Origin of the sequence: Corallococcus sp. CA053C (assembly GCF_003611675.1) — a bacterium.
Taxonomy (GTDB): domain Bacteria; phylum Myxococcota; class Myxococcia; order Myxococcales; family Myxococcaceae; genus Corallococcus.
The window spans coordinates 1-26241 of the sequence record NZ_RAWA01000090.1 but is presented as its reverse complement, the minus strand read 5'-3'; the positions used below and the strand labels follow the sequence as shown (position 1 = coordinate 26241).

General features: G+C 70.3%; 22 protein-coding genes and 1 pseudogene. 12 read left to right on the top strand and 11 right to left on the bottom strand.

Annotated elements, in window-relative coordinates; genetic code table 11:
* A partial coding sequence (locus D7V97_RS14865) for an alpha/beta fold hydrolase (RefSeq protein WP_368668917.1) occupies positions 1-511 on the top strand: 511 nt, incomplete at its 5' end.
* A gap of 52 nt (positions 512-563) precedes the next feature.
* Here D7V97_RS14865 and D7V97_RS14860 read toward each other — a convergent pair.
* Both D7V97_RS14860 and D7V97_RS14855 read right to left on the bottom strand, forming a co-directional pair.
* Complete coding sequence (locus D7V97_RS14860) at positions 564-1322, bottom strand: 2OG-Fe(II) oxygenase (protein ID WP_120611292.1); 759 nt, start codon at positions 1320-1322, stop codon at positions 564-566.
* A 63-nt stretch (positions 1323-1385) separates the two neighbouring features.
* Complete coding sequence (locus D7V97_RS14855) at positions 1386-1754, bottom strand: hypothetical protein (protein ID WP_120611291.1); 369 nt, start codon at positions 1752-1754, stop codon at positions 1386-1388.
* A 125-nt stretch (positions 1755-1879) separates the two neighbouring features.
* Between D7V97_RS14855 and D7V97_RS14850 the strand changes: the two genes are divergently transcribed.
* From D7V97_RS14850 to D7V97_RS14820, 7 genes are all read left to right on the top strand, one after another.
* Complete coding sequence (locus D7V97_RS14850; RefSeq protein WP_233582820.1) at positions 1880-2335, top strand: iron chaperone; 456 nt, start codon at positions 1880-1882, stop codon at positions 2333-2335.
* A gap of 164 nt (positions 2336-2499) precedes the next feature.
* Positions 2500-3366, top strand: coding sequence for a DUF2181 domain-containing protein (locus D7V97_RS14845; RefSeq protein WP_158623364.1), 867 nt, complete (start codon positions 2500-2502; stop codon positions 3364-3366).
* A gap of 378 nt (positions 3367-3744) precedes the next feature.
* Positions 3745-5640, top strand: a complete 1896-nt coding sequence (locus D7V97_RS14840) for a hypothetical protein (RefSeq protein ID WP_120611289.1) — start codon at positions 3745-3747, stop codon at positions 5638-5640.
* A gap of 16 nt (positions 5641-5656) precedes the next feature.
* Positions 5657-7531 (top strand): LodA/GoxA family CTQ-dependent oxidase, encoded by a 1875-nt coding sequence (locus tag D7V97_RS14835; RefSeq protein ID WP_120611288.1) that lies wholly within the window; start codon positions 5657-5659, stop codon positions 7529-7531.
* A gap of 17 nt (positions 7532-7548) precedes the next feature.
* Complete coding sequence (locus D7V97_RS14830; protein ID WP_120611287.1) at positions 7549-8694, top strand: NAD(P)/FAD-dependent oxidoreductase; 1146 nt, start codon at positions 7549-7551, stop codon at positions 8692-8694.
* A gap of 72 nt (positions 8695-8766) precedes the next feature.
* Positions 8767-9672: a monofunctional biosynthetic peptidoglycan transglycosylase gene (gene mtgA, locus D7V97_RS14825; RefSeq protein ID WP_120611286.1), complete on the top strand. Its 906-nt coding sequence runs from the start codon at positions 8767-8769 to the stop codon at positions 9670-9672.
* A 56-nt stretch (positions 9673-9728) separates the two neighbouring features.
* A complete protein-coding gene (locus D7V97_RS14820) occupies positions 9729-10373 on the top strand; it encodes a glutathione S-transferase N-terminal domain-containing protein (protein WP_120611285.1) in 645 nt (214 codons plus the stop codon).
* Positions 10374-10392: 19 nt separating this feature from the next.
* On the opposite strand, the gene D7V97_RS14815 is transcribed toward D7V97_RS14820, so the two are convergent.
* From D7V97_RS14815 to D7V97_RS45895, 3 genes are all read right to left on the bottom strand, one after another.
* On the bottom strand, positions 10393-11403 hold the full coding sequence (locus D7V97_RS14815) for a hypothetical protein (protein ID WP_120611284.1): 1011 nt from the start codon (positions 11401-11403) through the stop codon (positions 10393-10395).
* Positions 11404-11654: 251 nt separating this feature from the next.
* Complete coding sequence (locus D7V97_RS14810; protein WP_233582822.1) at positions 11655-12290, bottom strand: LytTR family DNA-binding domain-containing protein; 636 nt, start codon at positions 12288-12290, stop codon at positions 11655-11657.
* Positions 12212-12853, bottom strand: a complete 642-nt coding sequence (locus D7V97_RS45895) for a hypothetical protein (protein WP_233582818.1) — start codon at positions 12851-12853, stop codon at positions 12212-12214. Before D7V97_RS45895 ends, D7V97_RS14810 begins: the two co-directional genes overlap by 79 nt.
* A gap of 675 nt (positions 12854-13528) precedes the next feature.
* On the opposite strand from D7V97_RS45895, the gene D7V97_RS14805 reads away from it, so the two are divergent.
* Entirely contained in the window at positions 13529-14983 is a 1455-nt protein-coding gene (locus D7V97_RS14805) for a CocE/NonD family hydrolase (RefSeq protein ID WP_233582816.1), read from the top strand.
* A 40-nt stretch (positions 14984-15023) separates the two neighbouring features.
* On the opposite strand, the gene D7V97_RS14800 is transcribed toward D7V97_RS14805, so the two are convergent.
* From D7V97_RS14800 to D7V97_RS14790, 3 genes are all read right to left on the bottom strand, one after another.
* Complete coding sequence (locus tag D7V97_RS14800; RefSeq protein ID WP_233582814.1) at positions 15024-16607, bottom strand: DUF4034 domain-containing protein; 1584 nt, start codon at positions 16605-16607, stop codon at positions 15024-15026.
* A 104-nt stretch (positions 16608-16711) separates the two neighbouring features.
* Positions 16712-17440: a 2OG-Fe dioxygenase family protein gene (locus D7V97_RS14795; protein ID WP_120611281.1), complete on the bottom strand. Its 729-nt coding sequence runs from the start codon at positions 17438-17440 to the stop codon at positions 16712-16714.
* Between the two features lie 34 nt (positions 17441-17474).
* Positions 17475-18140, bottom strand: coding sequence for a hypothetical protein (locus tag D7V97_RS14790; RefSeq protein ID WP_120611280.1), 666 nt, complete (start codon positions 18138-18140; stop codon positions 17475-17477).
* Between the two features lie 266 nt (positions 18141-18406).
* Between D7V97_RS14790 and D7V97_RS14785 the strand changes: the two genes are divergently transcribed.
* Positions 18407-20020 carry a fibronectin type III domain-containing protein gene (locus D7V97_RS14785; RefSeq protein WP_147444814.1) on the top strand — a complete coding sequence of 538 codons (1614 nt, stop codon included), beginning with the start codon at positions 18407-18409 and terminating at the stop codon, positions 20018-20020.
* 63 nt (positions 20021-20083) lie between these two features.
* Here D7V97_RS14785 and D7V97_RS45340 read toward each other — a convergent pair whose 3' ends face one another.
* Together D7V97_RS45340 and D7V97_RS14775 are read right to left on the bottom strand one after the other, a co-directional pair.
* Positions 20084-23470, bottom strand: a complete 3387-nt coding sequence (locus D7V97_RS45340) for a peptidoglycan-binding protein (RefSeq protein WP_199728811.1) — start codon at positions 23468-23470, stop codon at positions 20084-20086.
* A gap of 196 nt (positions 23471-23666) precedes the next feature.
* Positions 23667-24623 (bottom strand): LysR substrate-binding domain-containing protein, encoded by a 957-nt coding sequence (locus D7V97_RS14775; protein ID WP_120611278.1) that lies wholly within the window; start codon positions 24621-24623, stop codon positions 23667-23669.
* 116 nt (positions 24624-24739) lie between these two features.
* On the opposite strand from D7V97_RS14775, the gene D7V97_RS14770 reads away from it, so the two are divergent.
* Entirely contained in the window at positions 24740-24940 is a 201-nt protein-coding gene (locus tag D7V97_RS14770) for a hypothetical protein (RefSeq protein WP_120611277.1), read from the top strand.
* 95 nt (positions 24941-25035) lie between these two features.
* The gene (locus D7V97_RS14765) at positions 25036-25863 is read left to right on the top strand and encodes a crotonase/enoyl-CoA hydratase family protein (protein ID WP_120611276.1); all 828 of its coding nucleotides are present in this window, start codon (positions 25036-25038) and stop codon (positions 25861-25863) included.
* Between the two features lie 46 nt (positions 25864-25909).
* On the opposite strand, the pseudogene D7V97_RS44640 reads toward D7V97_RS14765, so the two are convergent.
* Positions 25910-26241, bottom strand: a pseudogene (locus D7V97_RS44640) (dolichyl-phosphate-mannose--protein mannosyltransferase); the annotation flags it as partial.

Sequence of the window (26241 nt, the reverse complement as noted above, 5' to 3'; positions counted from 1 at the left end):
GCCCTACGCGGTGGTGGCGCACTCGTTCGGCGCGGCGGCCACGGCGGTGGCGCTGCGGGACGGGATGAAGGTGGAGCGCGCGGTCTTCCTCTCGCCGCCGGCGGATCCGCTGGCAGGCATCCAGGACTTCGCGAAGACGGTGGGCCTGGCGGAGGACGTGTGGCGGCGGATGGCGGAGCGCATCGAAGCGCGCTTCGGCATGCGGCTGGCGGACCTGGCGCTGCCCGGCTTCGTGTCACGGCTGGACGTGCCGCTGCGCATCTTCCACGACGTGGAGGACCGCGAGGTGCCCCTGGCGGCGGGCGAAGCGGTGGCGCGCGCGTGGCCGGGCGCGAAGCTCACGCGCACGGAAGGGCTGGGACACTTCCGCATCCTGTATGCGCCGGAGGTGCTGGTGCCCGCGGTGGACTTCCTCGCGGAAGGGCGGCCGAGCAACGCGTGGCCCGGGCCGGAGTTGCTGGCGTCGGTGGCGCAAGCGCGAGCGACACCGCGAGGGGTGCACGGAGGTTGACGGAGAGGCATCGCTCGCGCCGCCGTGCAAACACAGACAGCGTGCATCGCTTTCAGGAGCGCGGTGGCGCCCAGAGGGCGCTGTGGGCCTCGGGCGCGTCCGGGGATGCTTCCGCGGTGTAGAAGTAGGCTGCGACCGCTGCGCGACCCCGTCCCTCGGGACACTCCAGCGCGGCGGGGTGGCCATGCCAGTGGGTGTCCCCGTGCGCCATCACGACCAGCCGATCAAGCACCGGGGCGATCCGGGCCTCGCATCGGGAGAGGTCGGCGTTCCACAGCTCCAGGTCACCACCCCAGGCGGATTCCCAGCCGGGGTTCAGGTAGTACAGGACCGTGAGCCGCCGTGAGAGCGCACGGAAGCGATCGCGGTTGAAGTCCGCGTGCAGCGCCAGATGGCCCCCACGCAGCGTGAGGTGCAGTCCGGCGCCCCGGAAGTGCGGATCCGGGATGAGCCCCTGGACACCGGTGAGGGTCTCCAGGAAGTCGATGAACGCCATGCCGGAGAGCTCCGAGAGCAGGTGCCGGAGCGCACCGGGCACCCCTTCGAACGCCTTGCGCTGGAGCTGCCCCAACCGCGCCGCCTGTTCCACGTGATCACGTCGCTTCCAGTCGGCTTCGGAAGCGCCCGGGAAGACCTCCGCCAGTCCCGACGCCAGCTGCGCACCCAGGAAGCCATCGATGACGACGTGCGGATGGGGCCTTGCGGTGCCGTAGGCGCCACGGTGCGCCAGCGCGAGCGCGCGGAGCGCCGTTCGGGAGAGGAAGAAGCTCGGGCCCCGCAACGGGCCTTCTTCGAGGGTGGCGGCGCTCACGGGACCTCTTCAGCACGGGTTTGCGACCTTCGATGATGTCACGCGCGCCGCGGGCCGGCACCCTTACGTGGGGGCGCCGCCTTCGACTTCGAGGAGCGCCGCGAGGAACAACACGTACGTCAGCTCGGCGACCGGCCGTCGCTCCCGCCGGGCCTGGATGCGCAGCGCCTTGGGCAGCGAGCAGGGCGCTCCCTGTTCGCCGTCGCGCAGTTGGACATAGCCTCGCGGCGAGTAGCCCACCACCTGCCAGCCCAGGCCGCACAGCGCCCGGCTGAGGTCATCGGTGAGCTGGTGGTGGATGGCGCGCTGGATGGACACAGGGCGGAACCGCTCGTTCGACCAGCCACCCGTGTCCTCGCGCCAGCCGCGCGCACGCAGGTAGTTCACCTTGCGCGCCACCGACAGTCCTCCGACATGGCGCTCGAGCTTCATGGGTCCTCGCGGGGGTGCTACACGAACACCATGAACCTGCTGCGAGAATTCGCCCAGCGCTACGTGGAGGTCCGTGTTGAAGGGGTATGCTTGGGGGGAACCAACGCCTCGGGGGGCCAAGGACCATGGCGACGAAGACTCGGGAACCCAAACCCATCGACGCCTATATGGCGAGCCTGACGGACCCGGCGGCGAAGAAGACGCTGGGGGCGCTGCGGATGCAGCTCCGGAAGTTGCTCCCAGGGGCCACCGAGACGATCAGCTACCGGATGCCCACCTTCAAGGTCGACGGGAACGCCGTGGCGGGCTTCGCGTTCTTCAAGACCCACTGCGGCTACTACCCCTTCAGCGGCGGTGTGGTGCCGGTGCTGAAGGCGGAGCTGGACGGCTACACCACGTCGAAGAGCGGCATCACCTTCCTGCCCGACGAACCGCTCCCGGCGAAGCTGGTGAAGAAGCTGGTGCAGGCGCGGCTCGCGGAGATCGCCACGCGCGCGAAGAAGCCCGCGGTCGCGAAGAAGAAGGCGCTCCCCACCCGACGCGTGACCGACGCCGCCGTGAAGAGAGGCCACCGGACATGATTGGCAGCCTGAGCTGAATCACCCGCGGCTCGTGCGCACCTGGCCGGGAGGTCGGGTCCTGACCCGACGCGTCAGGAGGTTTCGTCAAGGGATGCAAGGTGCGGCCCTGTAACCAGGAAACCTTCTGCGGCGTACCGCTGACAATGTCATTTCGGAGGTCACCCGTGCCCATCGATTCCAACGTTCGCACCCGTCCCGCGGTCGTCCCGCAACCCCGGCCCTCGGCGCCCGCCGCGAAGGCCGCCGTCCCGGCCGCGCCCACCGGCCACCCCCAGGCGGACCGCTTCCAGCCCGCCGCGCCCGCCGCGCCAGCGGGGAACACCTGGAGCGGCGATCAGCCGCTCTCCGAGGCACGCAACGCGCACCGCACCAACACGAAGGAGCAGTTCCAGGCGGCGCTGGACAGCGGCGCCAACTGGTTCGAGGGCGACGTCCGCAAGGAGATCAACCGCAACTCGCCGGAGATGCGCCACGACACGGGCCACGAGGACGGGGACAACCTCACCCTCCACGAGTGGCTGACGATGGGCAAGGCGTCCGGGCGCGGCCTGAAGCTGGACATCAAGGAGGGCGACCAGATGCCGGCCGTCCTCGCCGAGCTGGAGAAGGTGGGCATCCCCGAGGACCGGCTGATGCTCAACTTGGGCTTCGGGGACATGCAGAAGTGGGGCCCCGAGATCCGCAAGCGCTTCCCCAACGCCATCCTCGCCATCAACCCACCGCCCACGGACGGGCCCGTGAAGGCCGCGGACGCGGCGAAGATGGTGGCGCTGGCGAAGGAGCTGGGCGGGCCGGCCACCTTCGTGGTGCGTCACGACCTGCTCACCGACGGCGCCATCCAGACCTTCCTCCCCGCGGGCACCGTCTCCGTGTGGGGCGAGTCGAAGGATCCGGTGAAAGCCGGCGAGGACCTGCGCAAGCGCGGCGTCAACGGCGTGGTGGACATCGCCGGGCCCCACGGCAACAGCTGGGGCGACAAGGTCGACGCGGTGAAGAACTGGGTGAAGACGGGCTGGGACAAGCTCTTCTAAGACGGCGAACACGACGGTGGAAGTGGCGCACGGCAGCTCGCGCCATCCTGGCTCCCCCCGGGCCAGGACCCTCCAGGTACGCACCCTGCATGGCATGAGCGCGCGCCTGTTCACGCCGTGCCGGGTAGGGCGGGTGCCTCCCTTTGCGTGAGCCTGCCCCGTTCGAGAGGCGCTCGCGCTGACACGTCATTGGCGTGTCATTGACACGTCGACACGGTGTCCGTCCCTCGCTGACGCCGCGTTCGGCGCCTTCCGCACGAGGAGCTTCTCCGGGCGTCCGCTCCTGGACGGTGTGGCGTGGTGCTTGCAATTCGAGCGCGGCGACAGCGCGACGCGACTTGGGCGTGCGGTCTGTCAGCCCCAGCCTCCGACCACGACATGAAACTGTTCAAGCTCCCATCGTCGTTCCTCCGCCGAGGCTCATGGTCTGCCCTGGGCTTCCTGCTGGCGCTGCAGGCGCGGCCTGTCCTGGCGCAGCCCGTCCCGTCCACGCCCCAGGCCAGCGCCCTCAACAATGGCAGTCCCGAGGAGGCGTCCGCGTACTACAAGGAACTCTCCGGGAAGCTGGGCTTCCTCACGCCCGCGACCGTCGAAAGCCAGGCGACCTTCAAGGACCTGCTGAGCTACCTCGGCTACAAGGATCTCACCCCCGCGGACGTCGAATTCGCGGCGCCCAAAGCGTTGATGCAAGGGAATGCGACCGTCGCGCAGGCGCTGCCCGTGGGCAGCAAGGTCGCTCTCAAGGCGGACACGGGGTTGTTCCTCGCCCGCTGCAAAGACTGTCAGACTCCCGCGTTTCCCCCCTTGCCGGACACCCTGACCGTCCATGTCACCGGCGTGGGCACCGTGCCCGCCGCCATTTTCGAGGTGGTGGACGCGGGCAATGGCAAGATCGCCCTCAAGGTGAACACGGGCAACTATGTGGCCCGGTGCAACAGATGCATCGCGCAGGCCACCATCGCGGACTTCGCGACCGCCCATGAGAGCGGCGCCACCCCGCCCTTCAACGCTCAATTCACCCCGGAGCTCCTGCCCAACGGAAAGGTCGCCTTCAAGGCGGACACGGGCAAGTACCTGGCCCGGTGCAACCAGTGCTCGCCCACCTCCACGGTTCCCGACACGGTCACGATCGATGTCGCCGACCCCAAGAACCAGCCCAGGGCCCAATGGACCGTCATGGTGCAGAGAGCCGGTGCGAGCGAGGAGATCCTCGCCTCCCGCTTCTTCGCGCCCAAGATCGTCAACTTCAGCGTCGCTCCCGCCACGCGTGAGATTGGCTGGCGCCGGCTGGTGCGCCTGAATGCCCGCCCCGGTTCCGCGGCGAAGACGCACTTCGTGGACAGCGCCTGGATCCTCTTCAACCACTTCACCAGCGCCCCCCACAGCCCTTTTGGCGGCACGAACGTGCCCCTGTCGCAGAAGAACGGCTCCGTCAACACGCAGGTGGCCCTGATCACCCGCGCATGCGGGGCCAACCAGACCGCCTGTCAGAACGCGGAGCTCAACAGCATCTACTGGCTGGACTTCGGCGCCACGAAGGACGGCTCCACGCTCTCCAATCGGCTCAATGCCTTCTTCGATGCGGCCTCGCTCCCGGGCGGCGCCCCCTACTTCGTCCCCAACGGGTGTGACACCTGCCATGGCTCGCTGCGCGGCAAGGCCGTGCTCAACCACCTGGACACCGACCATTGGCTGGACCGCCTCACGGATGGGGACTTCCCCGCCCTGAACAAGCCCGATGCGCCGGCCCCGCTCTTCGACGCGGGCAAGAACGTCACGTCGGTGAAGTACGCCACCGCCTTCGGCGTGCTGCGACAGCTCAACCAGGAGGTCGCGGCCATGCAGAAGCACGTCAACCCCACCGGCTTCCACCTCGCCGCGACCCAGAAGTGGCTGGAGGTGCATAGGACCGCGGTGGCGCCGGAGCCGGACCTCGTCAAGCGCGCCGTTACCTTCTTCAACACCGGCCATCCGCTCAAGAAGGACCGCAAGCCCACCGCGGCCCCCCTGAACTGGACGTCGGCCGCCGGGGACAAGGAGCTCCTCGGCTTGTTGAACAGGTATTGCTACCGCTGCCACGGCGCCGTTCGCTACGACGTCTTCAGCAAGGACATGGTCGCGGATCAGAGCGGCCCCATCCTCGACCGGCTGGATCCCAATCCCACACAGGCAAAAATCGTCGGCTTCAAGATGCCCGTGGACCGGGAGATGGGTGACACGGACAGGAAGCGCCTGATCACGCTCATCGAACAGCTGTACACGCAGACCCACTGATTCCGAGGAGCAGACCATGGCCCGTTTCTTCCGCATCCACCCTGCCGTGGGCGTCGCCCGCGTTGGCAACTCCCCGGACGAGTTCTTCATCGGTCCGGAGCATCCCAACCAGCCTCCCAACTTCAACATCACCCAGGGGAAGTTCCTGCCCTTCAAGGATGACCAGGGCCGCATCAAGCGGCAGGCGGCCCGCTTCCGCATCTTCGAATACGCGATGCAGGACGGTGTGCTGACGCCCCTGCGGGAGGTCACTCCGGGCAGCAACGACGTCACCGGCATCAAGTGGAACGTCCACCTGGCCAACCGCAAGGCCGCCTTCTTCAAGTTCGATGGGCAGGATGGGGCGGATGGCTCCTGGGCGAAGGTGCGCAATGCACAGGTCAAGGACGCCGCCGAGCGCGAACGGCTGCTCGTCATCGACCCCGGGCTCAAGTCCATCTCAGGCAAGAGCCAGCCGGCCGTGCCCCTCAAGAACCTCAAGACCCACATTCCCATCACCACCCTGGGGGAGCTGCGCACGGATGCACAGGGGCGCCTGCTCGTGCTGGGCGGGCTCGGCCAGTCCAACAAGACGGCGCAGGGCGGGCTCATCGACGACTACGTGAACAATGATCACTGGTTCGACGACATGTCGGACGGGCCCGTGAGCGCGGAGCTCACCTACACGGAGGCAGGGCAGACGCAGACGGCGAAGCTGGAGGGCAAGGACGGCGCGTGGCTGCTGGTGGGGCCGCCGGACTTCGCCCCCGCGGTGGGCAACGTCGTGCGCCTGTTCGACACCCTGTGGGACCAGGCGGTGCGCGTCAAGGCGGTGCCGCTGCCCGACGCGGACGGCCTCTTCAACCAGGGCCTGCTGGCCCGGCTCAAGAAGCAGCGCGCGGACTGGAACACGACGACCCATTCCTTCCCGACGTACAAGCCCTCCTTCCGGTTGGAAATCCTTCCCATCCTCGAGCGCGCGCTGGGGCACCGCCACGTCCACAACCCCGAGGCCTCCAAGTCCTTCCATGCCACCTTCGCGGGCGTGGAGGTGGATCTCGGCACGGTGGCCTCGCTCAAGGGCCAGCGCCTGCGCAAGACCATCGTCGGCTACCTGCGCGACCCCTTCAGCACCACGCTCGAGCCCCTGCTGATGCCCAAGGGGTTCGGCGACCTGTACTCGGACGAAGCGCCCGACGAGGGGATGAAGACGGGCTACTTCATGACCCTCACGCGGGTGCAGTACGCGCTGCTCAAGCGCTGGGCCGAGGGCGCGTTCGAGGAGGACTGGGACGCGACGAAGGCCCACGCCATCGACCCGGACATCAGCGCCGGGGGGCTCGACCGGGGCGCGCTGGAGAACGCCGTGGGGGGCCCCTTCTTCCCGGGCATCGACTGCAGCTGGATGGTGCGCCGGACCGAGCTGTACGCGGGGCCCTTCCGCATCAAGCACTCGGGCACGGCGTTCCCCGCCACGGCGAAGCTCGCCATCGGCCCGGGGTTCTTCTCCCAGCAGATGGCGCTGCCCTGGCAGGCGGACTTCTACCAGTGCAAGAAGCAGTTCTTCGACCCCCAGTCCTTCACGAAGGACGCCTTCACGGGCGACGGCATGTTCCACATGTGGTGGGCCGCGCACCGTCCGGATGACGTCTACGCGAAGAAGGGCGACCTCCAGATGGTGCCCTGGACTCGCGCCCTGGAGGCCGTCGCCGAGGTCGAGGCGAAGCAGAAGCCGGAGTTCACCAGCAGCGCGCCCGAGGGCACCTCCGCCGTCGAGATGGCCATGTACGCCCAGATGCAGAAGCACTGGTCGCAGCTCGGCTTCGTCATCAGCGAGGGCGACGCCTGCTTCGAGACCGAGGGCAGCCCCGCCCCGACCGCGGTGGCCCCCGCGCAGAAGGCCTCCGCCTAGCCCGGGTGGCCCTCCCCATGAACACCCCCTATGACGTCGTGGTGGTGGGAGGCGGCGTGGCGGGCCTGAGCGCCGCCCTCTGCCTGGTGAGGGCAGGGGTCTCCGTCTGCGTCCTGGAGCGCACGGACTACGCGGCCTGGCGCCCCGGGGAGACCCTGTCCCCCGTGACCTGGGCCGAGCTGCGGCAATTGCTGGCACCCGAGCCATTGGCGACGGAGGGCTTCCTGGAGTCGCAGGGACTGGAAGCCACCTGGGGCTCGGAGCGGCCCCACCACCACTCCTTTCTCGCCAACCCCTATGGGAGCGGCTGGCACGTGGAGCGCCGACACCTGGACGCGCTGCTGGCCCACCACGCCGGGCGACTCCAGGTGCCGCTGTGGCGGGACACCTGCGTCACCCAGCTGGAGCGCGAGGGACACGGGTGGCGGGTGCGGATCCGCACGCCCCAGGGCCCGGCGGAGCTGCGCTGCGAGGCCCTGGTGGATGCGACCGGGCGCTCGGCATGGGTGGCGCGGCAGCAGGGCGTGCGGCGGCGTGAGTGGGATGCGTTGTGCAGCGTGTCCGGGATCATCGACAGGCCCCCCGGCTTCCAGGAGCAGCACCTGGTCGTGGAAGCCACGCCCCAGGGTTGGTGGTACGCCGCGCCGCTGCCCGGGGGCCGCCTCATCCTCACGCTCCTGAGCGACGTGGATGTGCTCCAGCGCCTCGGTGCCTTGCGGCCGGCGGGGTGGAGTGCGCTCTTTCGCGCCACCCGGCACCTGCGCGAGCGGGTGGGCGGGGTCGAGGCGGTGACCCGGTTGCAGGTGCGCCGCTGCGAGACGAGCCGCCTGGAGCACGCGGCGGGGGAGGGCTGGGTGGCGGTGGGGGACGCCGCAGCGATGTGGGATCCACTCTCCTCGAGCGGCATCCTCAAGGGGCTGCGCACCGGGCGCGCGTCGGCGCGGGCCCTGTGTGCCGCACGGGAAGGAGACAGTGGAGCGCTGGAGGACTACGCACGGCAACAGGCCGCGGAATTCAACCGCTACCTGTCCGCGCGCCAGGCCCACTACGCCCTGGAGCAGCGGTGGGCCACGGAGGACTTCTGGCGGCGCAGGCTGGACGCGGGTCCCCCCACGTCGCTCACTGCCCGAGCGACTGGGGCGGTGGCGACTTCCGTCCCGTAGCGGGAACGGCCTCTGCCGTCCCGGCCGTCTTCTGGACAGGGGCTGCTTCTCGGGGCACATCTGCCTACATCCATGGCCTCCCGTCCTCCCTCCGCCCGAGCCGCCTCCTCCCGGACGCAGAAGACGAAGCAGCTCTCCTCCGGCGCCCGGCGCGTCGTGGGGAAGCGCTCCAGTTCCAGCCCTGGCTGGGGGCGCTGGGCGCTGGGCGCGTGGCTGCTGCTCGCGCTCTGGCTCGGTGTCGAGTACGCGCGGCTGCCCGACGTGAGCACCCTGCGGACGCAGAACCCGCGTACCACCGCGCTGATGGCGCAGCGAGCCGACGAGGCGTTGGACGCGGGCAGGAAGCCCCGCGTGCGCCAGGCCTGGGTCTCCTTGAGCGCGGTGGCCCCGCACGCGGTGGATGCCGTGCTCATCTCCGAGGATGCGCGCTTCTACCGGCACGAGGGCGTGGACTGGACCGAGGTGGAGAACGCCTTCCAGCAGTCGGTGCGCGAGGCGCGTCTGGGGCGCGGTGCCTCCACCCTCACCCAACAGCTGGCGAAGAACCTCTACCTCTCCACGGACCGGAGCCTGTTGCGCAAGGGCAAGGAGCTGCTGCTCGCCCGCCGGCTGGAGGCGGATCTGTCCAAGCAGCGCATCCTCGCGCTGTACATGAACGTCGTGGAGTGGGGCGAGGGCGTCTACGGCATCGAGGCGGCGGCGCGTGAGCACTTCGGCGTCCCGGCGCGGGCGCTCAGCGTGGCGCAGGGCGCGATGCTCGCGGCCATGCTGCCGGCCCCGCGCCGCTGGCTGCCGGCCGTGCGGCCCGAAGCCCTGCGCACCCGCGCTGGCGTCATCGTCGGGAGGCTGGAGCGCGAGGGACGCATCAGCGGGACGCAGGCCCGCGAGGCCCAGGCGGAGCTCGCGCGCTTCTTCGGCGCACCGACCGCGCCTGGCCTGGTGGCGGAGGCCCAGGCCCCGCTGCCCGCGGGGAGCTGAGTCGCAAGCCCCTCGGCTACAGTGGCGCCGTGTCGCTCCCCGAAGCGGAGGCTCGCATGCCAGCTGCCATTGAAGCGCTCGCCAGGCCCGTCATCATCGGCCGCTCGAGCTCACACTTCACGCGCATCACGCGCATCTTCGCCTCGGAGCTGCGCGTCGACTGCTCCTTCCAGGTGGTGCGCGACCTCATGTCTTCCAATCCCGAGGACTACGGCGGCAACCCCGCGCTCCGCATCCCGAGCCTGAAGACGCCCCAGGGTGTCTGGTTTGGTTCCCTCAATGTCTGTCGCGAGCTGTGGCGGCGGTCGGCGCTCAAGCCCCATGTGGTCTGGCCGGAGGACCTCGACACGCCGGTGCTTGCCAATGCGCAGGAGCTCGCGCTCCAGGCCATGTCGACGGAGGTGGCGCTCGTCATGTCCCAGATGGGCGGCGCCACCGAAGGGAGCGCGCACCAGGCCAAGCTGCGCACGTCGCTGATGAACATGATGGCGTGGCTGGAGGAGCACGTGGGGGCCGTGCTCGCCGCGCTCCCCGCGGAGCGGGACCTCAGCTATCTGGAGGCCACGCTCTACTGTCTCGTGACGCACCTGGAGTTCCGCAACGTCCTACCGACGGCGGCGTACCCTGAGCTGAACAGGTTCTGTCAGCAGTTCGCGACGCGAGCCTCCGTCAGCGAGACCGCCTTCCGCTTCGACACGTGAGGGGGCCCGCGCGGAAGGCTCAGCCGAGGTCTGTCTTCAGGTTCAGCGGACCGGCGGGGACGCCGATGTCATGGCCCGCCGGGTCGTCCTTCTCCGTCTGCCACGCGTTGGCCTCCGTCACGGTCACGCCGGTGGCCTCGTTCGTGATGGACATCTTGCCGGTGTGGCCCGCGGGGCTGATCTGGCTGGTGTCGTAGCCGCTCCAGCCCGTGCCAGCGTTTCCGAACGTCGCCTCGCCCCAGGTCTGACCGGAGTTCGCGCCCGGCTTCGCCGAGCCGTCCTTCGACGCGCACCACGCCACGCTGCTGTTGTTGTCGAACGCCACGACCTGCGACTGGCCCGGCTGCAACGTGAAGGTCTTCGGCGTGCTCTTGTCGAAGTGCTGCCCGTCGTTCGGGCCGCCGTTCTCACCCGTCTTGTTCCAGAGCGTGATCGTCTGCGGCGCGTTCGTCGTGTTGGTGAAGGTGTTCGTGAACTTGAACTGACCCTTCTGGCCCGGGTCGATGAGCTGCATGTTGCTGTTGTAGGGCGACCCGACGTTGTTCTTGGCCAGCCACGGCGCGTTCGCGGGCGCAGGCTCGGTGGAGCCGGCGGACGGCGGGCCGAACCCGGGGCCCGCGTCGCTGGCGTAGGTGGGATGCTCCGGGTTGGTGGCCGGGGCGGTGGCCAGGCTCGCGGCGGGAGCCGGGCTCTGCTGTTCGAACGCGTCGATGGACGGGACACCCTCCTGATCCCCCTGGCCCAGGTCGCTGCCCTGGCCTCCCAGCGCCTGCGTCTCCAGGCCCTTCGCCAGTTGCAGGAGCTGACCCACCAGCTGCGACAGCTCCTTCTCGAATCCCCCCGAAGCGCCGCCTGCCTTGATCGGGCCCTGCTCGAAGGAGTCGGTCATGAGCTTGCGCCACAGGTCGTTCTGGGGCTGCTGCTCCGGCGTGCCCACCACGCCCCGGGCCGGAGTGGCGGCCGGCTTGAGCGGGGAGGTGCTCAAGAGGGGCAGGGAGAACGACGAACGGTTCAGGGACGCGATGGACATGCGAGGACCTGGAGCAGGACGCATGCCAGCACCCCGGCCCCGCCGCCCGCGACGGCCCGGGCTGACCACTGCTCGGGAAATCAATCCCTTGCGACGAGCGCCTCCGTCACCTGAGCCCGCGATGCGTCGCGTGGCGCGATGACGGCATTCACCACCTGATGTCTGGAGTCACCAGCCCGGCGAGGTGCTCGTGCCGCGCTGAGAGGAGGGCTACCCGAACCGGGCGCGCAGCGACGCCGCGTGCCCACGGCTCAATGGCAGCGGCTCGCCCAACCCGCGGACGAACACCTCCCCACCGCCGCCTGGCCCCGCTCCACCCGCTCCACGAACGCCACGTTCACGAGCGCCGAGCGATGGATGCGCGCGAAGCTCTTCTCCGGAAGCCGCGTCTCCCACTCCTTCAACGGCCGGGGCGACAGCGTGCGCCGTCCATCGGCGCCCACCACCTCGGAGTAGTCCCCCGCGCCGCACACCGCGACCACCTGGGCCACGCGGACGAAGCGCGACTTCGCGCCGTCCTCGAGGAACAGCAGGTCATCCTCCATGAGCTTCGCCCGCGCCGCGCCCTCCGCCCGCGCCTCGGCGGCCCGCTCCCGTCCGGGCTCCAGCTTCGCAAGGGTGCGCGCGAGCCGCTCCGGGTGCACGGGCTTGAGCAGGTAGTCCAGCGCGTTCACCTCGAACGCGCGCAGGGCGAAGCCGTCGTACGCGGTGACGAACACCACGTCGAACGCCGGCTCGGGCACGCGGGCGAGCAGCTCGAACCCGCCCTCTCCCGGCATCTGCACGTCGAGGAACACGAGGTCCGGCTTCAAGGCCTCCAGCTGCGCGAGCGCGGCGTCCACGCCGTCCGCTTCGCCCACCACCTGCACCTCCGGGTGGACCCGCAGCAGCTCCCGCAGCTCCGCCCGCGCGAGCCGCTCGTCATCCACCAGCAGCGCGCGGCGCACGGCGCCCATGGCTCCCCCCCTTCTTCAACGCCCGCGGCCGCCTCCACCGCGGGCAGCCCCACCGTGACGCGCACCCACCCGTCGGCCTCGACGTGCACCACCTGCGCGCGTCCGGGGAACAGCTGCGCGAGCTGCTCGTGCACGTTGCGCAGGCCCGTCCCCGTGCCCTGCGGCCCGTGCTCGCGGACCGGCGGGGCCCAGGTGCCGGTGTTCGCCACCTCCACGCCATGCAGCGTGCCGATGCGCCGGGCCAGGGCCTCTCCCATCGCGCGGCCCGCGTATCGGTGGCCCAGGAGGGGCGCCGTGTCGCGGATGGCGCGCAGGGCCTCCGCGCAGGGGCCTGAGTTGTTCTCGTTGGCGAAGAGGCGCACCGGCTCACCGGCGAGGGCACCGCGGGGACGAGCCCCGGCCGCCAGCACGGACGATGGGCGAAGCGCGAGGGCCGCGGCGGTGGCGGTGGCGCCGGACAGCAGCGCGCGGCGTGACGGAGTGAGCTCGGACATGGGGGCCTCCCAGGCAGAAGCGGCCCGGCGGTGTCCGGGCAGCGCGAGGAAGGTAAGGGCCCACGGCCACAGTGCGCCGGCCTCCTCTGCCAAGGCGCCTGAAGTCCCGTTGAACCCCCACGGGCGACCGGTGAATGGGAGCGAGGTCTGTTGCTCCGGTGCAGGGCAGTGGAGCACGCCGGGGCCAGAGCGGCCCTACGCGGACTGATCCATGTCCATGAAACGCCTCCTGGCCGAGTTCTCCCGGTTTCACTTCCCTCGCCCCCCTGCGCGCCTTCTACCTGCACAGCAATGGAAGGACCCTCTTCAAGCCGCTGCCCAACGCGAACGACTGCTTCCTGTCGCTGGCGGAGCTCAAGCGGGCCCGGGTCGCCATCCGAGACAGTGATGAGGACGAGGACGGAGCGCCCTCGCACTACACGTTGGTGGATTTGCAGGACACTCAGGCTTGGATACCGGCGTAACCGCGAAGAGCCGCATGTCAGGAAATCCTGTTTGACATGATACCTACGCTTGCGTAACCTTCGGGACCGTAGGTTGGAGATCTCAAGGAGGAGCGCCTTGGCCTGGTTCCGTGCAATCGCTGTGTCTGTCGTTCTGGCGCTGTGTGTTGTCACCACCCCCGCGTCAGCGGCGTCAACGCGTGTCGTTGACATCTCCACGCGGGATGGAGTGGTGCTCAAGAGCTTCGTCTTCACCCCGGATGCGCCGGGGCGGTATCCGGCCATTGTCTTCATCACCAGCTGGGCGCTGCCCAACCTGGAGTACTTCGTGCAGGCGCAGCAGTTCGCCAATGCCGGGTACGTGGTGGTGTCGTACACGCCGCGAGGTTTCTACTTGTCGGGAGGCGGCATCGACACGGCGGGCCCCAAGGACATCGGCGACCTGACCGAGGTCATCAACTGGACGCTCGCGAATACCTCCGCGGAGCCGACCCGCATCGGTGCGGCGGGTGTCTCCTATGGCGCGGGGATGGCGCTGATTGGCGCGGCCTTTGATTCGCGCATCCGCGCCGTGGCCGCGTTGAGCTGCTGGACGGACCTGCCGTATTCGTTGTTCGCGAACCAGACGCGGCATCTGCAGAGCGCCGCGCTGCTGGGGCTCTCCGCGGAGCTGACGGGGCAGCCGTCGGCGGAGCTGAAGCAGACGCTGTCGGACTTCTTCGCCAACCGGAACCTGGCCGGCGTCATCGCCTATGCCCAGGTGCGCAGCGCCGCGACGTACCTGGAGCGCATCAACGCGAACCGCCCGGCGATCCTCATGGCGAACGCCTACGGCGACAGCTTCTTCGGGCCGAACCAGCTGACGGACTTCTACACCCGGCTGTCGGGCCCGAAGCGGCTCGAGCTCCGCCCGGGTGACCACGCCATCCCCGAGCTGACCGGCATCCTCGGCCTGCCCAATGATGCCTGGACGAGCATGCACCGCTGGTTCGACCACTACCTGCGCGGCGTGGACACCGGCATCGCCTCGGAGAACCCGGTGCAGCTCCAGCTCCGGGGCCAGAGCACCTATGAGTCGTATCCGTCGTGGAGCGCCGTCACGAAGGGCACCGCGCGCTACAACCTGAGCGAGGTGCACTGGTGGAACAAGGAGGGCGACCTCGCGGCGGGCTCGCAGGCGGGCTGGAGCGCGACGATTGTCGCGGGCGATGACACCGTCGCCAACGGCGGCGTGGTGCTGCTGACGAACGGCGCGGAGGCCATCACCGGTGAACCGATCAAGGCATGGATCCCTGCGGTGGACCGGAACAACGCGGGCATCTGGCAGTCGGACTGGCTGTCGAGCGCGCAGAGCGTGCGCGGGGCCGCGCACCTTCGCCTGACCGTCACGCCGGGCAGCTCCGGGCAGACGACGGTCATCGCCTACCTCTACGACACGGACTGGGCGGGGACGGGGAGCCTCGTCACGCACGTCGCGGTGACGTTCCGGGACGCCGTGGCTGGCCAGCCCCAGGCCGTGGACGTGGACTTCCCGGCGACGGCCTACGATGTCCCGAGCGGCCATCGCCTCTCGCTCGTCATCGACACCGTGGATCCGCTCTACGCGGACAAGGCGCCGCTGTTCTCCACGACGAAGTTCTCCTCTTCGTCGAGCAGCCCGTCCTACCTGACGCTGCCCCTGAAGTAGGACGGGGCGGCTGACCGATTCCGTCCTTCTTCGCTGAGGCTCAGCGGGCTGGGGCCCTGGCGCGCTCGACCTGGCGCGCCCGGGCACAGCCCTCGTTGATGCCCAGGTCACACGCCTTCTTCAGGTCGGACAGCGCCGCCTCGATATCGCGCAGGTGGTAGTGCGTTCCGCTGCGCTCCATGTAGGCGAGCCCGTGGTCGGGATTGCGCGCGAGGAAGGCGTCCCAGAGCGGGAGGATCTCCGCGAAGCGCCCCTCTCGCGCCAGGGCGTAGTCCCGCTGCTGCACGGCGCGGAAGTCCTCCGGCGACTCGGGCTGCGCCTCCGCCTTCAGCGGTGAGCTCACGACCCGGGTGCGCCAGCGCGTCACCTCGGGGTCGCCTGGGGACAGCTCCCCCGCGAGTTCGAGCAGGCGCAGGGCCTCCTCGCGGCGTCCGGCCTGATGCTGCTCCCAGGCTGCGTAGATGAGCCCCTTTACCACGACAGGCTGCAGGGACCGCCCGTCCGCGTCCGTCGCTTCCAGCCGCAGGCCGTGCAGCAGGTCCTCTCCCGCGGGCCCCCACTTCATGCTGGAAGCGAAGATCCGGGCGCGCTCGAAATAGACGTCCGAGCGAGCGGGCCGCAGGGCCACGGCCCGGTTCGCATCGACGAGCGCGGCGTCCAGGTCCTTGGCGCGGCGCAGCCGCTTCGCCCGCTCCCGCCTGAACTCCCAGTAGTCACCCGTGGACAGCGCCCGGTCGAGCAGGGCCCGTTCCCGGTCGTTGTCGCTCTCGGCCCGCGGATCATCCGCGCGGTCCCAATCGGCGAAGCCGCGCAGGAAGCCCATCTCGGGGTGGGCGCGAACCTGGGCCTCGGCGAAGGCCTCCATCTCCTCGTAGGAGCCGCCCCAGCGGGGGCGCAGCCCGTAGAGGTAGACGGCCCGGATGTCCGCGCAAGAGGGGCACTGTTCCACGGCGCGGGCGAAGATGCGCTCGCGCGCCTCTCGGTCGCCGAGCGCGGTCGCTACGTTGAGCAGCGGCCGCGCCGCCGCGACCGCCTTCGGCTGGAGCGCCCAGGCGCGCTGGAGATCCGGCACCGCACGCTCGAAGGCCTTCTGCATCTCGGTGAGTTCCTCGTTCGCCGTCGTCGCCACGACCCTCGTCCCGCGCCGCAGGTAGCCCACGTTCACCCAGTGGGCACCCCTTGCGAGCAAGGGCGCGAAGGAGCGCGGCGACGCCTCCACCCAGGCGTCGAGGAGCGCCTCCGAGTCGGGGGACCCGTTGCCGAGGGCCTGGATGCCGTCCGTCATCCAGTGCTCGTCCTGGGGGTTCGACTCCATGCCCCACTGGAGCTGCTCGACCGCCAGCGTCAGCTCCTCGAACTGGCGGCGGAGCAGGAGCGCGCGCAGCGCCACTCCGTCCACATGCCCACGGGGGACCTCGCCGCGCTCGAGCCCGGCCGGCGCAACGACCGGAAGCCCGTGGGGCGCGGGGCCCGGGGCAGGCGTCAGGACGGGCTTCTCGCGGGCTGCGATGCGCGCCTCGACCGCGGCGTGCTGCTTCGCTTGGAAGGCCTGCACGGCGAGCCCGGCCGTCACCAGGCCCAGCACGAGGACGCCCGCGCCGAGCGCGTTACGGAGGGAGGGCATAGGGCGCGGCACGCTAGCAAAGGCGGGCTGCCGGGAGCACCTGCGCGCACACCGATGGCCTCAAGAGCGCCCGCGCGCTGGCTTCCACGGCTCGGGCGCTGCGTTCAGGGGCCCTGGAAGCCCTTCGCGCGGAAGGTCAGCACGAGCGTGTCCCGGTGTCCCTTGCCGTCCAGTGGTTGAATGGGCGTGCTCTCGTGGATCACGCGCGCGTCATCGAGCAGCAGCGCGGACCAGGGCTCGGTGAGCGTGAAGCGGAGGCCGTTCGGCCCCGCCGCCTCGAACACGCGCGTCTCGCCGCCCTTGATGCCCTCGCGGCCCGTGAGCAGCACGGCGACGAAGTCCACGCCGTCTCGGTGCGCGCCCTCGGGGGTCGGCCGGCCAATGCCATCCGTCGTGTCGATCCGGAACTGATGCGCTTCGACGTACCAGGACCGGGTTCCCTTCAGCGCGGAGCAGCATGCGCCCAATTCGCTCAGCAACCGGGGCCACACGGGCTGCGAGACGACGGCGGGTGAAACCGGCTCGAACCAGCGCTCCAGTCCGCCGTGCAGCGCGTTGTACTCGACGGGCTGCCAGTGCGCGCGGTGCGGCACCTGGGAGACCGAGGCCCCGTCGACGACGAAGCACGAGTGCCGGCGCGAGCGGTAGCGGCCGCCGTCCCGCAGGTATCCGTCGAGCGGCAGGTCGTTCCACGTCGGCAGCAACGCGTCGAGCGCGGAGGCAGGCGTGCCCACCAGTTCGCACAGGCCCGCGCGGCTGAGCACGGCATAGCCGCGCTCGCGGAGGACGGAGTGGACATCCGAAGGAGGCGTGACGGGCGGGGAGAAGCTCATGGGGTGAGGTGCCTTCCTGGGTCTGCGTTGAAGCTCAGCGTCCGCGGTTGTCGCTCTCGACCCAGAGGAGGCCGGTCCGGGTCGAGTCGCGGCCGACGATCCCTCGCTCGAAGCTCCAGTCGGTCAAGCGCTCCTTCGCCGAGAAGAAGCGCGCCTCCTCATCGAAGAGGGCTAGGAATTGCTCCGCCAGGGACTCGGCCGCGGCGGGCGTCATCAGCACTTCACCGTACGCGAGTTCCAGGCGGATGGCGTCGACGACGCGCGCTCGCACGTGCGCCTTCGGAAGCTCGAACCACGGTGACTTCACAGGCTCCGCGTCGTCGAGGGAGTCGAGTTGCTTCAGCCAGGCCTCGTAGGGAGCGGGCACGGCGCCCGTCCCGTCCGTCGCGTGTCGGCCACGAACGTAGCAACGGATGTGCTCGGCTTCGGCGCCGGGCCCGCGCGCCCGCTGGATCGCGGAGACAAGCTCCGAAGGGGTGGAGGCGAGCGGTGCCGCTGGCTTCACGGACTCCTGGAGCTTCGCCTTCGCGGCATGGACAAAGGACTCGACGGCCTGTACCGCTTCGAGCGAGCCCACGAAGACGGGGATCCAGCGCCCCGCGGCCATGCCTCCGGCCACGACGAGCCCGAGCACGGAGGGCCACGGCACGCCCCCGCGCTCCGGCTTCAGGACGAGAACCTCCTGCCGCTTCAGGACCATGCCGCGCGAGTCTAGTCGCGCATCCTTGCAGGCGCAGGCCTTCCCGCTTCCGGCTGCTCTCATCGTCTGGCCACAGAGCGGCGGTGCGTACTGGGAGGGGCATCACATCTTCGACCTGTGGCGCTGTCCATGGCGCTACCGTGAAAATCCTTCAATTGCAGTCATGACGAAATAGTCAGGGAATCTGTCGATTGCCGTTTACCGGGGGCGGACCACCCAACCCTCTCTTCACCCCCGGGCCATTCATGTCCTTGCGTCGATTGTCCTTGTTGCTCGTTCCCGTCTGCGCCACCTGGCTGGGCTGCGCGGGAGGAGACCCCTCCGCTGATGAGATGAACCCGCAGGAGGTCGTGCAGGCGGACCCTCGCGAAGGAACGGCGGTCTTCACCGACGATCCGTTGCTGCCCGGGTGCGGTGACGCCGACGGAGGCACGGACGCGGGGACGCTGGACACCTCCGTGCTGGTGACGGCCGACAGCCGCTTCCACGCGAGCAACGGGACGGTGACGGTGGTTCCCACGAGCCTGGCGGGCCAGGACCTGGAGCTCCTCATCCCCAATCCCAACGGCGGCTTCGACCGTCGCACGGGCACCCCGGTGACGGGGGGCATGCGCTTCGACAACGTGCCCCAGGGGGAGTACTTCCTGCGCACGTCCCGCAGCTACTTCCTGACCCGCGAGCGCCACTTCGACCTGGGCGTCAACCGCGTGGGCCGCGCGGACGCCGTCCATCCCCCTGCCGTGGAGCTGCCCACGCAGGTGAACTTCTCCCAGCTCACGCCCTGGCAGCCCTATACGAGCCTCTACAACCCGGGCAGCTCCTTGCAGGTCACCAGCGGCGACGTGGACGTGTTCGCCTACCTGTCCTTCTATTCGAGCGAGCCGCCCGAGGGCACCACGTCCTACAGCACCACGGACGGCTACGTGCAGAGCATTGGCTACCCGATGCCCGTCCTGAGCGCGGCCAAGGGGGACCGGCTCTACGTCAACCAGCTCAGCGTGACGTCGGCCGGGACGACGCCGAGCAGTGGCGCGCCGCTGACGTACGCCGCCGTGTCGAAGAGCCTGCGCATGCCGGCGTTCGACTACACGCCCGATGGCGCGTCGTTCCTGTCGCTGAGTGGCTTGATGCTGCAGCCGCCGCAGACCTCGTTCTCCCTGGAGTGGCGTCTGGCGGAGTTCACGCGCTGGCGCACGGATGCGAATCCGAGCGCGTCGTCCAACTACCCCATCCTCACGGTGGTGCCCGCGGCGAACGGGCTCCAGGACGGCTGGGTGGGCTACCAGGGGGAGCTGCTCGAGATGTACCTGCCCCGGGGCGAGGACGGGGTCCTCACGCGCCGGCTCACCTTCGGCAATCCCTATCCGTCCACCTGGGGCGTGGTGGGCAACGCGTCCTATTCGTTCCGGGCGTCCTCGCCGGTGGTCGTGAACGGCCGCAGCTTCTACCCGAGCAGCACCTTCTACGTGACGGACCGGCTGGACCGGCTCGTCGCCGGGCCCATCCAGCCGGACATCTCGCCGCCGCGGGAGCTGCGCATCGACGGAGTGGATGCCTATGTGTCGCGCCAGGTGGGCACCAGCCAGCCGGTGGTGAGCTGGAGGCCGCCCGTCCTGGGGACGCCGCGGGCCTACGCCGTGACGCTCGTGCTGCTGCCCACGGACGGCTTCCTCACCGTGCAGACGCGCTTCACCGTGCCGGGTGACCGCACGCAGCTGCGCCTGCCGCCGGACGTCCTGGTCCCCGGCTCCACGTACTACCTGCGCGTGGCGGCGGACGGCTCTCCGCACTACGAGCCCTGGCGTGCGCCCTACGTCACCGCGGAGCTGCTGCCCAGCGCCCGCGCGGAGACGTTCAGCGCCGCGTTCACCACGCCGTAGCCTTCGCCGCACGGGGGGCGCGCGGCGGTGAGCTGCCGCGCGCCTGTGCTCCCGCGGACGCGCTCAGGGCGTCCGGTGCTGCTTCGCCCACGCCGCGACCTCCGGTGTGCGCGCCTCCACCCACTGGCGGAACTCCTCGGCCGGGGACAGCTGCCCCTGGCTTGCGCCTCCCGACGGCGGATGGCCGAAGAACCGGGTGTGGACCTCGGCCGCGAGCGTGCCGACGTCCACGCCGTGGGCCTTCGCCAGCCGCTCCAGGAACGCCGGGTAGTCCGCGCCCTTCATCCCCATCGCGTTGGCGCCCTGGCTCAGGCTGTCGAACTGGAGCGGTTCGCGCGCGAGCTCCGGGTGGTCGGTGATGAACTGCTGCACCTGCTCCGGCGACATGCGCGCCTCCTGCCGCAGCCGCTTGTCGAGGAGGTCCGGGCCCAGGTCGATGAGGTCCTGCGCCAGCTTCCCGTCCATGCCGCTCTCGGTGAGCAGGCGCACCTGGGCGCCGCGCGTGGCGTACTGGTCCGGGTCCAGGTACTTCACCGCGAGCCCGCCCAGGAACAGCGCGGCGCCGACGAGCTGGCCGCCGGGGACCCACTCGGTCAGCGCGCCTCCCGCCATGAGGAGGGCCCCCAGCGACTGGGCGCCGGACGCGCCCGCCTTCCAGTACTTGCCCTCCTGCACGGCCTGGAAGGACTGGATGCCGTCACCCACCACGCCCAGCAGCGCGCCCGCGCCGGACGCCTTGCCAAGCACGTTGGAGAGCACTGGCGCCGCCTTGCCGAGCGCGGAGAGGATGACCGTCCCGCCTTCTCCGCCGACGCTGAGCCCGTCGCCGACGATCTTGAGCTTCGCGGCGAAGTCCGCCTGGTTCCAGCCCGCGGCGTCCCCGATGGCCGCCGACGCGGTGACGAGGACGCCCAGCCCGCGCAGCGCCTGTCCCTGGGGGGACTTCGGGTTGCCCGGCAGCCCCGTCTCCTGATTCTCCAGGAGGTCCTTCAGCGACCGCGTGATGCCCCGGACCTGCTCCTGCGTCGAGTCTGGTTTGATGCCGCGCAGCAGCTTCACGTACTGCTGCATGTCCTTCGGCTTCATCCCGAAGAGGTGGGCGTTCTTCGCGAGCCCGTTGAAGACGGCCTCGGCGCCTCCCTTCCACTTCAAGCCGGCCGCGAGGATGGCGCCCGAGCCCGCGCTCTTCACGAGCGCGAGGGCGAGCTTCTCGTCGAAGTCCTTCAGGTCCTTCAGCTTGCCGATGGTGTCGAGGAACGCGGGACGGCCCTCGCCCTGGGCGGTGAGCTGGGAGGCGAGGTACTCCGCGCCGGACTGCGTCTCCGCCATGCGCGGCAGCTCGCGCGCCAGCGCCACGACCTCCGGACCCTGATCGCCCGAGGGCGGGCCGTCCGGGGCCGCGCGCGCCAGCAGCGTGCTCAGCCGCTCGAACTCCGCGAGGTCATGCTTGCGCTCGGGGTCGTTCAGGTAGGTGGCGGTGAAGGCCTGCTGCTGCTCCGGGGTGAGGACCTTCGCCGGGCCGCTGAGCAGCTCCGTGAGCCGCGCCTGGTGCTTCTCCGCCTTGTCCGCGACCGCCGCGAACGGGGTGCGGAGCCCGTCGATGGCGCTCCACAACGTCTGGTGGATGGCCTTGGCATCCAGGCTGCGGGTGGGTCCCTTGAAGCCGGGCGGGAGGGCCTCGCTCACGTTCAGCGCGCGCTCCATGTCGAACGCGAGGCGCGAGCCGATGCCCACGTTGACGGCGGTGCGGATGGCGTGGCTCAGCGAGAAGTTGGCGAAGCCCGGCGGCGTGTCCCGCGTGAAGGCCCGGCCCACGAGGCCCGCGGTCGGCTCTCCCAGCCGCTCCGTGGCGCGCGCCAGGCTGAGGTACGCCTTCTGCTCGATGGCGGTCTCCGCCTCCGCCAGCTTGTCGAGCAGCGGCCGGTCCCGCGTGAGGTCGGGCGGGCGCAGCGGCGGACGCGGGTGCAGCTTGCGGTCCGTCTCCGGTGACACGCCGGCGAAGAGCTGGCCCATCTTCGCGAGGGACGGCTCCGCGGCGCGGACGAATGCCTCCTGGTAGGCGGGGTCCGGGTTGCTGGCGATGAGCTGCTCGAACTGCGCGGCCCCCTGTTCCAGGCTGTTCTGGAGCGTGCCCGCCAGGACCTTCGCGTCCTGCTGCGCGCGCGTCTGGACGTCCGTGCCGGCCGCGCCCGCCCCCGCGACGTTGGCGACCCCCACGCCCATCGCGGGCAGCGTGAAGGGCTCCGGCTTGAACGGCGGGAAGCGCGCGGCGGCCTCGTCCAACAGCCGCGCGGTGGTGGTGCTCGCGCTGGCCCCCGCGCTGGCTCCGGCCGTGGCCCCGGCACCGGCGCCGCGCGAGGCCCCCTGCAGGGCGTTGAAGGACGGCTGGCCCCCGGTGGGAGAGAAGAAGACGCTGAGCTGCTGGCGCGTCATCGCCACCGGGCCTCCGGTGTGCAGCGGATCCGCGACGAGGTACTTCCCGTCCGGCGTCTTCGCGAGGATGGCGTTGAGGTGAGCGATGTCGCCCCGGCCCATGCGCTCGGGGAACTGCGAGCGCCAGTCCGCGTTGGTGGCGCCGTTGGCGATGACGGGGTTGCCCGCCGCGAGCTGCTGATCCAGCGACTCCCAGCCCTGCCCATAGCGCGACGTGAGGCCCGCGCCCTGGATGCCGTCCGCCACCATGGTGCCGCCGGTGAACTCATGGTCCCGGTCCAGCATCGGCACGCGCGTGCCGTCCGCCGCGTTCACGAAGGTGAACTCCGACGCGCGGCGCGGGCTCATCAGCGCGCGTGCATGGTCCACCTGCTGCTCCTTCGTGAGGCCCGCGGGCATGTGGCCCGTGTACGCCAGGGACATGGCGAGGCTGGCGGGGCCGCAGTTGGTGCTGCCGGTCGGACCGTGCGGGTTGTACTCGGAGGTGAACTGGGTGATGAACGCGGCCTCGGCGGACAGGGCGGGTTGCTGCGTCTTGCCGCCCGTCTGCGCGGAGCGCGCGAGGGACTTCGACAGTGCCTCGCGGGTGGCGGCCTCGTAGTGGCCATTCGCGGTGACGCCGTTGTCCTTCTGGAACTTCTCCAGCGCGGCCTCTGTCTGCGGACCGAAGAGGCCCGGCCCGGTGGCGACCTGCGCGTGCGTCAGATAGCCCAGCTCCACCAACGCGTCCTGGAGCTGTTTCACGTCCTCGCCGGTGTCACCGCGCTTCAGGTTCTTCTCCGGGACGGGCCAGGGCTCCGGCGGCGGCTCGGGAGCAGGAGGCGGCGGCGGGGGCAGCAAGCGCTCCCGGTGCGCCGCGGGCGCGTCCTCGAAGCGGGAGGTTGAATCCGGGCCTTGCGCGCCGGGAGCCCCTTCTTCCCGGACGACGTTGGACTCGGAGACCTCACGGGCCTCGGCCTTGCCCGTGTCTCCCGATGAGATTGTCTGGGTTGCGCATGACGGACCATCGACTCGCATGACGTACTGCCCCCCTCTGATACATCCGAGATGCTTCTGTCCGGATTGTCCGCTGTCATCACGGGAAGTTGCCCCACCACACCCATCGTGAAGACAACCCGGAAAGGCGCTGGGGGTACGCAACAAATGCGAATCGATTGCGATGCCACGCGGCCTGCCATGCGTTTGTTCATGCCTGGCGGGTTTTTCGCGGAAGCTACTCGCGAGACGCCTTCCGCCGGGTGCCGGGCTTCTGCCCGGGAACGCGAGCCTCCACCGGCGGCGGGGTGTTCGCGTCCTGCGCGGCGTAGTCGCGGGCCTCGGCGAGCAGCCACTCGCGGAACGCGGCGAGCCCCGTGTGGTCATCCGAGCGCGGGGGATACACGAGGTGGTGTGCGCGGTCCGTCTTGAGACGTTCGGAGAAGAGGGGCACGAGCAGGCCCGCCGCCACCAGCGGGCGGATCAGCGTCAGCCGTCCCAGGGCGATGCCGAGCCCCTCCACCGCGGCGCGGTTCATCGTCTCCGTGTCGTCGAAGTTGGCCACGAAGCGGCGGGGTGGGGTGCCGCCGAAGCGCTCGAACCAGGCGCCCCAGGTGGAGGCGTTGCCCAGGAGTGGGAAGCGCTCCAGCGTCTTCAGGGTGGGCCGTCCCAGCCGCTCGATGAGCGCCGGGCTCGCTGAAGGGGTGACCGGGTCGTCGAACAGGTGCACGGCGCGCAGCCCCGGCCAGGGCCCCACACCGAAGCGCAGCCCGGCATCGATGTCCGTCTCCCGCTCGAAGTCCACCACCTCCGTGCTCGACTGGAGGTTGATCTCCAACTGGGGGTGGAGGGCGACGAAGCGCGGCAGGCGCGGCACGAGCCAGCTCGTCGCGAGCGAGGGCAGCAGCGTGAGCGTCAGCACGTCGTCACGCCGCGCGGAGTACGGCCGCATCGCGTGCTCAATCGCGTCGAGGTGCTCCGCCACGCGCTCGAACAGCCGGCGGCCGTCCGCCGTCAACCCGACGCCGCGCGCGTTGCGCACGAAGAGGCGCTGATCCAACTGCTCCTCCAGGCCGCGAATCTGGTGGCTCAGCGCGCTGACCGTCAGGTGCAGCGACTTCGCCGCGCGTGACAGGTTGCCGTGGCGCGCGGCGGCGACGAAGCCCTGCAGGGCATACAGGTACGGACGGGGCATCGGAGGTCACCGCCTTGAGCAGGATTCAAACCAGGGTTGCAAAATCATCGCTTCTCCCCTGGGGAGCATGTCCGTACCTTGAGTCAGGTTCAACGAGACACGCGAGGAGACGCGACATGAGCATCTACAAGGGACTGTTGATGTTGCAGGGTTACCTGACCCACGTCGAGCGCGCCGAGGACGCGTCTCAGGGCCCCTGCCCGCGGGCGCCCGAGCCCGGCCCGGCGGGAGGGCGGCGGGTGGCGTCACCGCGGGCCGTGTCGGCGCCGGAGTTGGTCATCGAAGCGCCGGGCCGCGTGGTGGGTGGGTGCTGCTGAGCTGTCGGGTGGCGCGACGTCCATGGCACTTCCGTGGACGCCGCCGCGCCGCATCTGGTCAAGTGCCGCCAGCTCACTTCCACGGGAGGGAATGGATGGACGGCACGTACAAGTCACTGCGCATCGAGAAGGGCGACGGCGTCGCCGAGCTGGTGCTCACCGGCCCGGGCAAGGGCAACGCGATGGGCCCCGACTTCTGGCGGGAGATGCCCCAGGCGCTCCGCGCGCTGGACGACGACGACGCCGTGCGCGTGATGTTGGTGCGCGGCGAGGGCAAGCAGTTCACCTTCGGCCTGGACCTGATGGGGATGATGGAGTCCCTCGGGCCGCTGCTCACCGCCGAGGGCAACCTGGCGCTGGAGCGCAGCCGGCTGCTCAAGCTGATTGGTGAGATGCAGCAGGCCACCGAAGGGGTGGCGCGGTGCAAGAAGCCCGTCATCGCCGCGGTGCATGGCTGGTGCATTGGTGGAGGCATGGACCTCATCGCCGCGTGTGACTTCCGGTACTGCTCGCAGGACGCGAAGTTCTCCCTGCGCGAGGTGAAGGTCGGCATCGTCGCGGACCTGGGCGCGCTCCAGCGGCTGCCGCGCATCATCGGCGAGGGGAACACGCGCGAGCTGGCCTACACCGGCGGTGACGTGGACGCGGCGCGCGCGCTGCGCATGGGCCTGGTCAACGAGGTCTTCCCCACGCCCGAGGCCCTGCTCACGGAGGCGCGGGCGACGGCCCGGCGCATCGCCGACAACCCGCCGCTCGTCATCCAGGGGGCCAAGCAGGTGATGGAGTACTGCGCGGACAAGTCCATCGCGGATGGGCTGCGCTACGTGGCGGTGTGGAACGCGGCCTTCCTCCAGTCGCATGACCTGACGGAGGCCTTCTCCGCCTTCGCCGAGCGCCGGCCGCCCCGCTTCCAGGGACGCTGACGCGCCCGCGTCAGCCTGCCACCGTGAGCACCCGCACGGTGGCGACCTATTCGGAGGCCAGGGCCATTCGCTGGCCCATGGGGCCAATCTCCAGGCCTGTCACCTGGGCACGGGGCGGCCCCACCACGGGAATGATGAACCACTCCGCGCCCATCAGCGCGGAGGCCCCGCGCAGCGAAGCCCCCGGATCCAGCACGCGCTCCACGCTGCCGTCGGGGCCGTGGAAGGCGACGCGCAGCGGCCGGAGCGGGCCGTGGGCCTTGACGTAGAAGGCGTAGCGGTCGCGGTCACTTCCCGCGCGGCCGGACGCGAACCCCAGCACCTCCAGCGAGCCCTCGCGCAGGGACAGGCGCGTGATGCCGTCGGGCAGGGGCGCGG

Bases quoted from the DNA above. Each gene is read 5' to 3' on its own strand.
- D7V97_RS14790 (WP_120611280.1), bottom strand. From the start codon at position 18,140: ATGGTCCTGAAGCGGCAGGAGGTTCTCGTCCTGAAGCCGGAGCGCGGG.
- D7V97_RS14840 (WP_120611289.1), top strand. From the start codon at position 3,745: ATGAAACTGTTCAAGCTCCCATCGTCGTTCCTCCGCCGAGGCTCATGG.
- D7V97_RS14770 (WP_120611277.1), top strand. From the start codon at position 24,740: ATGAGCATCTACAAGGGACTGTTGATGTTGCAGGGTTACCTGACCCAC.
- D7V97_RS14850 (WP_233582820.1), top strand. From the start codon at position 1,880: ATGGCGACGAAGACTCGGGAACCCAAACCCATCGACGCCTATATGGCG.
- D7V97_RS14820 (WP_120611285.1), top strand. From the start codon at position 9,729: ATGCCAGCTGCCATTGAAGCGCTCGCCAGGCCCGTCATCATCGGCCGC.
- D7V97_RS14855 (WP_120611291.1), bottom strand. From the start codon at position 1,754: ATGAAGCTCGAGCGCCATGTCGGAGGACTGTCGGTGGCGCGCAAGGTG.
- D7V97_RS45340 (WP_199728811.1), bottom strand. From the start codon at position 23,470: ATGCGAGTCGATGGTCCGTCATGCGCAACCCAGACAATCTCATCGGGA.
- D7V97_RS14815 (WP_120611284.1), bottom strand. From the start codon at position 11,403: ATGTCCATCGCGTCCCTGAACCGTTCGTCGTTCTCCCTGCCCCTCTTG.
- D7V97_RS14800 (WP_233582814.1), bottom strand. From the start codon at position 16,607: ATGCCCTCCCTCCGTAACGCGCTCGGCGCGGGCGTCCTCGTGCTGGGC.
- mtgA (WP_120611286.1), top strand. From the start codon at position 8,767: ATGGCCTCCCGTCCTCCCTCCGCCCGAGCCGCCTCCTCCCGGACGCAG.
- D7V97_RS14795 (WP_120611281.1), bottom strand. From the start codon at position 17,440: ATGAGCTTCTCCCCGCCCGTCACGCCTCCTTCGGATGTCCACTCCGTC.
- D7V97_RS45895 (WP_233582818.1), bottom strand. From the start codon at position 12,853: ATGTCCGAGCTCACTCCGTCACGCCGCGCGCTGCTGTCCGGCGCCACC.
- D7V97_RS14830 (WP_120611287.1), top strand. From the start codon at position 7,549: ATGAACACCCCCTATGACGTCGTGGTGGTGGGAGGCGGCGTGGCGGGC.
- D7V97_RS14765 (WP_120611276.1), top strand. From the start codon at position 25,036: ATGGACGGCACGTACAAGTCACTGCGCATCGAGAAGGGCGACGGCGTC.
- D7V97_RS14835 (WP_120611288.1), top strand. From the start codon at position 5,657: ATGGCCCGTTTCTTCCGCATCCACCCTGCCGTGGGCGTCGCCCGCGTT.
- D7V97_RS14775 (WP_120611278.1), bottom strand. From the start codon at position 24,623: ATGCCCCGTCCGTACCTGTATGCCCTGCAGGGCTTCGTCGCCGCCGCG.